Source organism: Ruegeria sp. CDSA141 (assembly GCF_059612005.1).
Genome location: NZ_JBXWPT010000002.1, coordinates 171,736 through 183,667, shown reverse-complemented (window position 1 = coordinate 183,667; position 11,932 = coordinate 171,736). Strand labels below are relative to the sequence as shown.

The following is an 11,932-nucleotide window of genomic DNA, read 5'->3' as shown; positions in this document are numbered from 1 at the left end:
ATGGGCTCCCCCGCAACAAACGAACTTTGGATTTCGACCTTCCTACAGGCTCAGGCGGCGGAACTTGGGGCGGCGACAAACACGTTGCTGGCCTATGGACGCGATCTGAAAGACTTTGCAACCTGGTTGCAGCACAGGGGATCCGGATTCGATAAGGCAGATCGTGATCAGATCGAAGCCTACCTGATCGACTGCGAGGCACAGGGCTTGTCGCGTTCCACCCGCGCGCGGCGATTGTCAGCCATCAAGCAGCTCTACCGATTTGCGTTCGAGGAAGGCTGGATCGAGACGAACCCCGCCATCCAGATCAAAGGTCCGGGACGGCAGAAGCGGCTGCCCAAAACGCTGGACGTGCCAGAAGTCGACCGCCTGCTTCAGGCTGCCCGACAAACCGGGCGCAGCAAGGCTGATCGCGTACGTAACACGTGTCTGATGGAAGTCCTTTACGCCACCGGAATGCGCGTCACCGAACTTGTGTCCCTGCCCGTTTCCTCGGCCCGTGGCGATCCGCGCATGCTGTTGGTGCTGGGTAAAGGTGGCAAGGAACGCATGGTGCCCCTGTCCCCTCCGGCGCGGGATGCATTGGCTGCTTGGTTGACCGTACGAGACGAAGCCGAAGATCAGACTGTTGAGAAAGGCGGTCAAAGATCTCGCTTTCTGTTCCCGTCGCACGGTAAGTCCGGCCACCTGACGCGGCACAGGTTCTTTCTGCTGGTCAAGGAACTGGCCGTTCAGGGCGGCGTTTCGCCCGAAAAAGTCACCCCACATACCCTGCGTCACGCCTTTGCCACGCATCTGCTGGCCAACGGCGCTGACCTGCGTTCGATCCAGACTTTATTGGGCCACGCCGACGTTGCAACGACCGAGATTTATACTCATGTTCTGGATGAACGGCTGACTGAACTGGTGTTGCAACACCACCCGCTGAGCAAAGACCCTGACGAAGACAGGGGCTAAGCCCTTGATCCAGCGGGTCGGCATCCCCATAACGGATGCACCATCCTAACCCACCAAGGACCAATGGAACCTTCACCTTCTCAGATCGACAGCACATTCTGGTTTACGTCAGGCGCAATCCTTTTATTGCTCGTTTTGTCCGCCTTTTTCTCGGGTTCAGAAACAGCGCTTACAGCCTCCTCACGCGGAAAGCTGAGGGCACAAGCCGACAAAGGATCACGCGGGGCGAAAAAGGCACTCGAAATCACCGATGACAATGAACGCCTGATCGGCTCGGTTCTTCTGGGCAACAACCTTGTCAACATTCTGGCAGCCTCGCTGGCGACGGCCATGTTCACTCGTTTGTTCGGCGAAAGCGGCGTGGCATTGGCGACACTGGTCATGACTCTGCTGGTGCTGATCTTTGCCGAAGTGCTGCCCAAGACCTATGCCATCACCAATTCTGAAAAGGCCGCGGCGGCTGTTGCGCCGATCATCAGCGTCGTCGTGACGGTGTTTTCACCCATTGTAGCCGCGGTGCGACTGCTGGTGCGCGGTGTCTTGCGCCTGTTCGGCGTGCAGATCGATCCTGACAGCAACATTCTGGCCGTACGCGAAGAAATCGCCGGCGCTCTGCAACTCGGTCATTCCGAAGGTGTGGTCGAAAAAGAAGACCGCGACCGCATCTTGGGCGCGCTGGATCTGGGCGACCGGACGGTGGAAGAAATCATGTTGCACCGTTCGAACATCGAGATGATCGACGCCAATGCGGCCCCCGAGGAAATCCTGAAACAATGTCTGCAAAGCCGCCACACCCGCCTGCCTGTTTTCCGGGACGAGCCGGAAAACATTGTAGGCGTCGTACATGCCAAGGACCTCTTTCGCGCCATGTACGCGCAGGCAGGCGGCAGCGACGGCGGCACCGACCGTTTAGCCAGCTTTGACATCGGAAAAGTGGCAAACGCCCCGTATTTTGTGCCTGAAACCACCACGCTGGACGACCAGATGCGGGAATTTCTGCGAATGCACAGCCATTTTGCATTAGTGGTGGATGAATACGGGTCTCTTCGAGGTCTGATTACACTTGAAGATATTCTCGAAGAGATCGTGGGCGAGATTGCCGATGAGTTCGACATAGACGAAGAGGTCCCGGTCACCCGCACCGAAGATGGCCAATACCTGGTCGAAGGTGCCATGACCATCAGAGACATTAACCGTGCGCTGGACTGGTCACTGCCGGATGACGAGGCCAACACGCTGGCCGGCCTTGTGATTCACGAGGCGCAGATGATCCCGGTCGTCGGTCAGGTGTTTTCGTTCCACGGTTTCCGGTTCGAGGTCACGGCACGTGAAGGCAACCGTATCACCGGACTGAAGGTGCGCCCGCTATAACGGCTGCGATTTTTTTTCTGAAATGTTCCGGGCGCTGCTAGACTGACTGTCATCAATTTTGCCAATCGATTGCAGGACAAACTCATTATGCCCAGCCTCAAGACGAAACTGCAGGACACAAAAGATCGACTCAGCTCGGTGGTGTGTACGATACCTTCGGCGACCGTTACGCAGGCGCTGGCGGCATGCGGGGTCGACTCCGTGATTATCGATCTTGAGCATGGAGCAATCGACTATGCCTCGGCTCACGCGATGATTGCCGCAACTGCGGGAACAAGCTGTGCGCCGTTGGTACGCGTGGCGCAAAACCAGCCAGCGGACGTAAAGCGCGCTTTGGATTTGGGCGCAGAAGGTATCGTGTTTCCCCTTGTCCGAACCGTGGAAGACACCCGGAGCGCCGTCGAAAGCCTGCGCTATCCCCCCGATGGAACCCGTGGTTTCGGACCGTTTCTCGCGCAGTCGCGTTGGGGCGAAACTCTCACCACCTACCCAAGCGTTGTGGGCCCGGAACTAATCTGTTGCATACTGGTCGAAACGGTTGAAGCCCTTGAAAGTATCGAATCCATTTGCGCTGTTCCAGGCGTGGATATGCTGATCATCGCACAGTTCGACCTGAGCACTGAGTTGGGCGTGATGGGCCAGTTTGATCACCCGGACTTTGTTTCAGCTGTCCGGAAAGTGGAAAATGCCGCCTTCAATGCCGAAATACCGCTGGGCAATGTGGCGCTGAACGAAGCGCAGGCAACCGATTTGTTTTCTCGCGGCTATCGTCTGGTCGGAGGTTTTGACGCACTTTGGCTGCGCGAGAAGGCTCTGCAAATCCAAAGCTGGTGCAAAACGTAACATACGACATCTGCTGTCGCTAACGGAACAGTAAAATCCGTATCGGCTCGACAGTTTTTCCCAAAACCATAGGGAGATACATCGTGAAAACCACCACCCGTGTCGCAGTTATCGGAGGCGGCGTTGTCGGATGCTCGGTTCTGTATCACCTGACAAAACTGGGCTGGTCCGACGTTATGCTGCTGGAGCGGTCCGAGTTGACCAGCGGATCGACATGGCACGCCGCAGGCGGATTTCACACGTTGAACGGCGACACCAATATGGCGGCGCTGCAGGGGTATACGATCCGGCTGTACAAAGAACTGGAAGAGATCACCGGAATGTCCTGTGGCCTGCACCATGTGGGCGGCGTGACACTGGCCGACAACCAGGACCGGTTCGACATGCTGCTGGCCGAACGCGCCAAGCACAGGTTCATGGGGCTGGAAACCGAAATCGTTGGCCCGGACGAGATCAAGCAGATCGCGCCCATCACCAACACAGACGGCATTATCGGTGCGCTCTATGATCCTCTGGATGGGCATCTTGACCCATCGGGTACCACGCATGCTTATGCCAAGGCAGCCCGCATGGGTGGTGCAACCATAGAAACTCATTGCATGGTACGTGAAACCAACCAACGCCCCGATGGGACCTGGGATGTCGTGACCGACAAAGTTACGATTCACGCCGAACATGTCGTAAACGCAGGCGGGCTCTGGGCGCGTGAGGTTGGCGCGATGGCCGGTGTCTATTTCCCGCTGCACCCTATGGAACATCAGTATCTGGTGACCGACTCGATCCCTCAGATCGGGGCGATCATCGACGCGGGTGGCGAACATCCACACGTCATGGACCCGGCCGGCGAAAGCTATCTGCGGCAGGAAGGGCGCGGTTTGTGCATTGGGTTCTATGAACAACCCTGCAAACCTTGGGCTGTTGATGGTACGCCATGGGAGTTTGGCCATGAATTGCTGCCCGACGATTATGACAAGATCACGGACAGTATCGAATTCGCCTATCGCCGTTTTCCGGTTCTGGCAGAAGCGGGGGTGAAATCGGTGATCCACGGTCCGTTCACCTTTGCACCCGACGGCAACCCTCTGGTCGGGCCGGTACCGGGCATACGCAACTACTGGTCGGCTTGCGGAGTCATGGCAGGCTTCAGCCAGGGTGGCGGCGTTGGCCTGACACTGGCGCAATGGATGATCGAAGGCGAACCCGAACGCGATGTCTTTGCCATGGATGTTGCGCGTTTCGGCGACTGGATCAGCCCGGGCTATACCCGCCCAAAAGTCATCGAGAACTATCAGAAACGCTTCAGCGTCGCCTATCCGAACGAAGAACTGCCCGCAGCGCGCCCCAACCGCACGACCCCGATGTACGACATCTTCACCGATCTGGGGGCGGTTTGGGGACAGCAATACGGTCTGGAGGTCGCCAACTACTTCGCGCAAGGAGACGAGCCGGGATATGAGACGCCTTCGTTCCGGCGTTCGAATGCGTTTGCCGCGACAGGTCGCGAAGTGCGTGCCGTGCGCGAGGGTGTGGGTATCAACGAAGTCCACAATTTCGGCAAGTATCGCATCTCAGGACCCAACGCACGCGGTTGGCTGGATCGGATCATGGCAGGTCGGATTCCGAAACCCGGACGGCTGTCGTTGACCCCGATGCTGTCGCCCAAGGCCAAACTGATCGGGGACTTCACTGTTTCCTGCCTCAGTGAGACTGAGTTTCAACTCACGGCTTCCTACGGCAGTCAGGCCTTCCACATGCGTTGGTTCCAGCAGCACACACAGGACGGCGTGACGATTGAGAATATCAGCGACCGCTTGAACGGCTTTCAGATCGCGGGACCCAAGGCAATGCAGGTTCTGGCTGCGTGTTCCCGCGATGACCTGAGTGATTTCCGCTTCCTCGATGTGCGCCGCATGACCGTGGGCATGACGGAATGCATCGCACAGAGGGTCAGTTATACCGGCGATCTTGGATTCGAGATCTACTGCGATCCGATGGCGCAGCGGCAACTTTGGTGGACATTGTGGGAAGCGGGGCAGCCCCATGGCATGGTTCCCTTTGGAATGCGCGCAATGATGAGCCTGCGTCTGGACAAGTTCTTCGGGTCGTGGATGCGAGAGTTTTCACCCGACTACACCGCTGCGGAAACCGGGTTGGACAGGTTCATCTCGTTCCGCAAGAATGCAGACTTCATTGGTCGCGAAGCTGCTGAGGCGGACCATGCCAAAGGCGCGACACGCACCTTGGTCGCTTTCGAAGTCGAAGCCGATGACACAGACGTCAACGCCTATGAACCGATCTGGTTGGATGGCGCAGTTGTTGGTTTCTGCACCTCAGGTGGCTATTCACACTACGCACGAAAGTCTGTCGCCATGGGTTTCCTGCCGTCTGAACGCGTAGCAGATGGGCTTGAAGTTGAGATCGAAATACTGGGCCAGATGTGCAAGGCAAAGGTTATCTCGACACCCTTGTTTGACGCTGACGGCGCCCGAATGAGGGGATGACTCGCGCCTGGGTCAACGGCATTGTAGCGGGATGATTAAGATTCCCATTATCATTCTGGCTGCGGGTCAATCCAGCCGCATGGGCGACATCGACAAGCTGATGCAACCGATCAACGGCATTCCGTTGCTCGCCCGTTCCGCAAGCATGGCCTGCGCCGTTGGGCCTGTGATCGTCGCCCTGCCTCCTGAACCGCATCCAAGATATGACGCGCTTGATGGCTTTGATGTTCAGATCGTTCCGGTCTGGGATGCGGCAGAAGGAATGAATGCCAGTCTGCGCGCCGCGATCCAAAAGCTGCCGTCGGATGCACCAGCCACTATGGTTTTGTTGGCCGATCTACCCGATCTGACCGAAACAGATCTGACCACAATTCTGAATGCGCGACGTGCCCACCCCGACAACCTGATCTGGCGTGGAACAACCGAGGATGGAGCGCCCGGTCATCCGGTCGTGTTTGACAGATCTCTTTTCGATCAACTGTCACGGCTGAAAGGGGACGACGGCGCGCAGGAGATTGTGCGGAAACATCGGGACAGCGTTCATCTGCATCCCCTGCCCGCCCAAAATGCACGGTTGGATCTGGATACCCCGGAAGACTGGAAGGACTGGCGCGGAAAACATGCCCTCTGAACAAACACGGCCCGGTCTAATCGACCGGGCCGGTGCCCAAAACAGGACTACCACTTTGCTCAATCTCCAAAGTGTGGCCAGTGTGCTTTCAGAAACACCCCGACTCCCAAGCAGCTAAACCTAAACAAGACCCCCTCGTTAACATGCCGCTATCACTTTTGGTGATCGAGTTAGCCGCAAGCGCCCCCTAGCGCTTTTGGCTCCCCTCACTTGGGCACCTTCATCCTCACTTATCCGATCGCGCGAAACAATGTAAAATTGGATGGAAGGGATAATTTGGGTCTTCCTCGAATGGTTTTTGCGCAACATCGCGTTGCGTCAAGTTCAACCTTAAGGCGATTATTCCCATTGGGAAACGGTAGCGATTCGGGATTAAGCGCAAACTTATTCACCAATATCCGCAGTCAAAAACATGTTTATTGTGTCAAGCCATGCCTCACACAGACTCACCCACAACCATTGGAAGAGCAGCCTTTTTCTCGATCTTTCGGAAGGATGATTGTCAACAAAACAAAACAAATTCAATGTTTTTGAAAGTTTGACGCCATTTTTAGCAACAATCCTCCGATTCGCTTTGGTCCGGATCGGTAAAAGTCCGCGAATCCCGATCGACGTCAGCCGTCACACAACACCGGCTTTGTGGCAAAATTAAGATTTATTAATTGATCAGTCAGGAAACGCCAATTCTGAGAAGGCATCTGTTGTCTCAACGCGCAGCCGCAACTGCGTGAACATAACAGGAGACACAAATGAGCATCCGCAAATCCTCGCTTCTACTTCCCCGCACTTCCAACTCGGCAGGTGCCAGCGCGCTCGGCGCGGCCCTTCTTGCAGCGACGGCCATGCCGTCCATGGCGGACGAGGCATTGGCTGATCTGGTTGAGACCGTTTCACCGTCGGTCGTAACCATCATCGCCGAACACGACGCAGTGCCGACCCCAGCCCAGGGTCAGAACTTTGACTTTGAAGGGCATCCCTTTGGTGAATTCTTCAAACGCTTCGGCGGCCCGGAAGGGTTCAACATGCCGCAACGTGGCCCGTCCCAGGGCCTGGGCTCGGGTTTTGTTCTGGATGACGCCGGATACATCATCACCAATCACCATGTCGTCGACAATGCCTCGACCGTGACCGTGCGCCTCAGCGATGATCGCACCTTCGACGCCGAAGTGGTCGGAACAGACCCGCTAACGGATATCGCGGTTCTGAAAATCGACGCGGGGACTGACCTGCAAGCCGTGGAACTTGGCGACAGTGACACAATCCGCGTAGGTGAAGACGTGGTCGCCATCGGCAACCCCTTCGGCCTGAGCTCGACCGTGACCACAGGTATCGTTTCGGCAAAAGGCCGCAACATCTCGGAAGGTCCATATGCAGAGTTCATCCAGACGGATGCAGCGATCAACAAGGGCAACTCGGGCGGCCCTCTGTTCAACATGGAAGGCGAAGTTGTTGGCGTGAACTCGGCCATCTATTCGCCCAGCGGTGGATCGGTCGGTCTTGGATTTGCCGTAACTTCGAACATCGTTGAACACATCGCAGCCGATCTGCGTGATGATGGGCAGGTCAGCCGGGGTTGGCTGGGCGTGTCGATCCAGAACGTTAGCCCACAACTTGCGGCGGCGTTGGGGATTGAGGCTTCCACGGGCGCGTTGGTGTCCGACGTAGTTTCAGGCAGCCCGGCAGACGGCGTCCTGAAGCAAGGCGACGTGATCCTGTCATTCAACGACGATGCCGTAGACTCCAGTGGTGATCTTCCCGTCCTTGTGGGCACGACCAAAGTCGGCACCGACAGCACTCTGACCGTGTTGCGTGACGGCAAGCAGAAAACAGTGTCCCTTACTGTTGGCCAGCATCAGACCGCATCGGCCGAGGCCGACAAACCGGTCGAAGCAGAAGTTGCAGGCACAACGCTCGGTGTTACCGTGGCACCGCTGACCGAAACGGTTCGGGCCGAGACAGGTGTTGCCGAAAACGTCGAGGGCGTCGTCGTCACAGACCTGAAGCCCGACAGCCCCGCGGCAAAAGCCGGCCTGCAGCGTGGTGACGTGATCGTCAAGTTGGGCAATCAGGACACCTCCACACCGGACGCTCTGAAGGCGGCGCTGGACAGCGAAAAAACCGATCCTGCCCTGGTGCTGATCAATCGTGGCGGCAGCCAGATCTTCGTCGCGGTCGAACTGGCCTGAACCTGAACATGCGTGCGCTGCTTGATGGGGATTTCCGGCGCGCGCCTCACCCGGCGGATCAGAGTTGTCCACTGTCCGCCGGGCTTGCCGGGTGCAGGCCCAGCACCCGGCAAGAACTTCTCCTAACCATATGCTTTACCTGAAATTTGTGATTAAATATAAAAAGAAAGGAGCCCGACCATGAGCCGCCGTCTGTTGATCGTCGAAGATGATGCTGACACAAAGGACTTCATCGCCAAGGGTTTTGGCGAAGAGGGATACGTGGTTGAAACCGCGGCTGACGGTCGAGAGGGGCTGTACCATGCCACTGACGGTGGGTTTGACGCCATTGTTCTGGACAGGATGTTACCCGGTCTGGACGGACTGTCACTGATCAAATCCATGCGGGCGGCCGGATTGAAAACCCCGGTATTGATGCTGACGGCGATGAGCGCGGTGGACGAACGGGTCAAAGGCCTGCGCTCGGGCGCCGACGATTATCTGGTCAAGCCATTCTCGTTCCAGGAGCTGCACGCCAGGATCGAGGCCCTGCTGCGTCGCCCTCAGGAATCCGAAGAGACGCCGACATTGACCTGCAAAGACCTGCAGATGGATTTGTTGACCCGCAAAGTCACGCGCGACGGGCACGAGATCACACTGACACCACGTGAGTTTCAGATTCTCGAGTTTTTCCTGCGTCGCAAAAACCGTGTGGTGTCGCGCACCATGTTGCTTGAAGGGGTTTGGGATTACCATTTTGACCCGAACACCAACGTTGTGGACGTTCATATCTCGAAATTACGGCGCCAGCTGGACGAAGGCGGTGACGCGCCGCTGATTGAAACCGTCCGCGGAGCGGGTTACATGATGTCCGATGGATAACCTTCCGCTTTCGTTAAACAATTCAAGAACAAGGCTGGTAGCAACCAGCATGATTCTGAGCACGATTCTGACAGCGTCTGTGCTCGCGTTCGTCTATGTGACCGCCAACCGAAGCATCGAAGCCGAGACCCGCTCGGTCGTATCAGCAGAGTTGACGGGGCTTGCAGATGAATACGAAAGGCGCGGGCTGATTGGGTTGATCACTGCAATTGAGCGCCGTTTGCCAAGTGCCGCAGAGCGGGACGCACTCTATCTTTTGACAGATCGGTTGGGCCTCAAACTTGTAGGCAATCTCAAGTCTTGGCCGGGAAACATTGCCGCCGGAAGTGGTTGGGTAGACTTGGAATTACGCCGAGCAGACAATGATCAGCTCGTGTCCGTCTCAGCCGCATCGATCCGCCTGCCGGGCGGCGAGCGCCTTCTGGTTGGGCGGGATGCTGCGTCGCGCCAGCAATTCGACAGGGTTCTGTTTCGCTCAGTTGCCCTGGCGCTGGGGATTGCTTTGGTTCTGAGCGTCATCACCGGTTGGTTGTTCACGCGGTTGGTATTCTCGCGCCTCTCGGATATTGCCAGCACGGCTGAGAATATCGTTTCGGGCGATCTGTCAAAGCGGATGCCGCTGCGCGGAACCGGGGACGAATTCGATCAGGTTTCAGGCACATTGAACAACATGCTCGACCGGATCGAGGAATTGATCAGCAACCTTCGCACCACCTCGAATTCGATTGCGCATGATCTTCGCTCGCCTTTGTCTCGCCTGCGACAACGAGTTGAGACCCTCTCTGAACCCGGCAAAAGCGATCTGGATCGCGAGATCGATATCGCACGGGCAACGGGTGAAATTGATCACGTTTTGCGCGTACTGGGGCAACTCACCGAAATCTCACGGGCCGAGGCCGGTCTGGGACGAGAGCAATTCGAAACCATCGATTTGCAGCAACTGGTCGGCGATGTTGTAGAGCTTTATGACCCGGTCGCCGCCGATCAAGGTGTGCAACTTGAAGTCAGGGGCTCTGCCCCTGCCATTCAGGGGCACCGGTCTCTTCTGTCGCAAGCTCTTTCCAATCTGTTGGAAAACGCCTTGCGTTACGCACCAGCAGATACCGCGATCACGATTTCTATCGATGCGCGCGACGGTCTTGCCCAGCTAAGCGTCAGGGATCGTGGACCCGGCGTTCCCCCCGAAGAACTGGATCGCCTTCAGCTTCCATTCGTGACACTTGACCCCGCTCGGACGGAACGCAATGCGGGTTTGGGCCTGGCTCTGGTCGCAGCAATTTCACATATGCACGGTGGGAAATTTGCCGCCCGGAACTGTGACCCCGGGCTGGAAACCACGATCAATCTGGCTCAACTGCGTTAATCCGGAACACCATTTATCGCCATGGTCTTGTTTTTATAGCGCGTATCGTCGGTGACATCCGTACCGAACCAATCCGGTGGGACGTATCTTGCGGCCTGGTCCTGTGAGGTGAATTCCACTTCCACCAGGCACAACGGTGCCAGATCTCCCGCGAAGACGTCCAGCTCAAATACCAGACCATCCTGCAATTGAGCGGTGTAGCGTATCTTCTCAACCCGCCGCCCTTCTGTTTCCGGCCAGAAAGTATCGAACTGTTCCGCAGTGATCTCGGCCTCGCGCTCCATCCGCACCAGGCCGCCGACACCTTTCAAAGTCAGGAAATACGCATCGTTTTTTTGCCTCAACCGCAACTCGGCGGAGTCGTCGGGCGCGGTCAGATAACCCTGTCGTACAACGGCTTTTTTCGCTTTGCTCAGGTCCGGCAGGTTTGCCACCAGAAACTTGCGTTCGATTTCTTTGCTCATCGGTTTGAAATCACTCCGCTCTCCAATTCCCCAAACAGTGCCCGGTAGGCAGCACAGGATACACTGCGCCCGGCAAAGGTACTGATCGGGGCACGATGCTGACCCATTTTTTCGATATCCGCAGCGAAAGGAACCGTCGTCTGCAAAAAGCGTTTTGGATACAGCTTGCGCATCGCCTCCATAGTTTCCTGATGCAAAACCTTTCGGTGTTGCACCATCGAAAAAAAGGCCCGCAGTTTTTTCTTGCGCAACTTGTGTTTGTCAAAAAACTCAACCAGCTGATCGAACGTCCGTTCGGACAGGGTTGTGGGAATGACCGGCACGACGATTTCATCGGCTGCCTTGAAGATATTCTCGGACAGGGTCGAAAAATTGGGCGGGCAATCCAGAATGATCACGTCATAATCGCTACCTGCGGCTTTCAAAGCTCTTTTCAACCGCGAACGTTTGTTTCGCATCCGCGACAGGAACACATCAAAATCACGAAAGGTCAGATTCGCTGGCAGCACGTCCAAACCTTCGAAATCGCTGGCCCGGATTGCCTTGGTAAACCGTTCCACATCTTCGAAAAACCGCGCATCCGTCAGCTTTTTCGAAGGCTTCACCCGAAAGTAGAACCCCGATGCGCCCTGGGGGTCAAGGTCACACAGCAGCACCTGTTGCCCCGCCTGCGCATATGCATAAGCCAGGTTCACCGAGGTTGCTGTTTTACCGACACCGCCCTTGTTGCTGTAACAGGCAATGATCTTCATTCC

10 protein-coding genes are annotated in these 11,932 nt (G+C 56.7%); 8 read left to right on the top strand and 2 right to left on the bottom strand.

What is annotated here, in order from left to right; genetic code table 11:
• The 8 genes from AC2FLP_RS04805 to AC2FLP_RS04770 all read left to right on the top strand — a co-directional run bounded on the left by AC2FLP_RS04805 (nucleotide 1) and on the right by AC2FLP_RS04770 (nucleotide 10,713).
• Nucleotides 1–957: a tyrosine recombinase gene (locus AC2FLP_RS04805; protein ID WP_299897239.1), complete on the top strand. Its 957-nt coding sequence runs from the start codon at nucleotides 1–3 to the stop codon at nucleotides 955–957.
• 63 nt (nucleotides 958–1,020) lie between these two features.
• Nucleotides 1,021–2,328 carry an HlyC/CorC family transporter gene (locus AC2FLP_RS04800; RefSeq protein ID WP_496681858.1) on the top strand — a complete coding sequence of 436 codons (1,308 nt, stop codon included), beginning with the start codon at nucleotides 1,021–1,023 and terminating at the stop codon, nucleotides 2,326–2,328.
• 87 nt (nucleotides 2,329–2,415) lie between these two features.
• On the top strand, nucleotides 2,416–3,171 hold the full coding sequence (locus tag AC2FLP_RS04795) for an HpcH/HpaI aldolase family protein (RefSeq protein WP_299896423.1): 756 nt from the start codon (nucleotides 2,416–2,418) through the stop codon (nucleotides 3,169–3,171).
• An 83-nt stretch (nucleotides 3,172–3,254) separates the two neighbouring features.
• Nucleotides 3,255–5,672 (top strand): GcvT family protein, encoded by a 2,418-nt coding sequence (locus AC2FLP_RS04790; RefSeq protein ID WP_496681856.1) that lies wholly within the window; start codon nucleotides 3,255–3,257, stop codon nucleotides 5,670–5,672.
• 31 nt (nucleotides 5,673–5,703) lie between these two features.
• Nucleotides 5,704–6,303, top strand: coding sequence for a nucleotidyltransferase family protein (locus AC2FLP_RS04785; RefSeq protein ID WP_299896418.1), 600 nt, complete (start codon nucleotides 5,704–5,706; stop codon nucleotides 6,301–6,303).
• Nucleotides 6,304–7,052: 749 nt separating this feature from the next.
• Nucleotides 7,053–8,489: a DegQ family serine endoprotease gene (locus AC2FLP_RS04780; RefSeq protein ID WP_299896416.1), complete on the top strand. Its 1,437-nt coding sequence runs from the start codon at nucleotides 7,053–7,055 to the stop codon at nucleotides 8,487–8,489.
• 180 nt (nucleotides 8,490–8,669) lie between these two features.
• Nucleotides 8,670–9,350 (top strand): response regulator transcription factor, encoded by a 681-nt coding sequence (locus AC2FLP_RS04775; RefSeq protein ID WP_299896413.1) that lies wholly within the window; start codon nucleotides 8,670–8,672, stop codon nucleotides 9,348–9,350.
• Between the two features lie 49 nt (nucleotides 9,351–9,399).
• Entirely contained in the window at nucleotides 9,400–10,713 is a 1,314-nt protein-coding gene (locus tag AC2FLP_RS04770) for a sensor histidine kinase (protein WP_496681851.1), read from the top strand.
• Here AC2FLP_RS04770 and AC2FLP_RS04765 read toward each other — a convergent pair.
• Together AC2FLP_RS04765 and AC2FLP_RS04760 are read right to left on the bottom strand one after the other, a co-directional pair.
• Complete coding sequence (locus tag AC2FLP_RS04765) at nucleotides 10,710–11,177, bottom strand: CYTH domain-containing protein (protein WP_117869213.1); 468 nt, start codon at nucleotides 11,175–11,177, stop codon at nucleotides 10,710–10,712. The genes AC2FLP_RS04770 and AC2FLP_RS04765 overlap by 4 nt on opposite strands.
• The gene (locus AC2FLP_RS04760; protein ID WP_299896405.1) at nucleotides 11,174–11,929 is read right to left on the bottom strand and encodes a ParA family protein; all 756 of its coding nucleotides are present in this window, start codon (nucleotides 11,927–11,929) and stop codon (nucleotides 11,174–11,176) included. Before AC2FLP_RS04760 ends, AC2FLP_RS04765 begins: the two co-directional genes overlap by 4 nt.
• Nucleotides 11,930–11,932 lie beyond the last annotated feature (3 nt).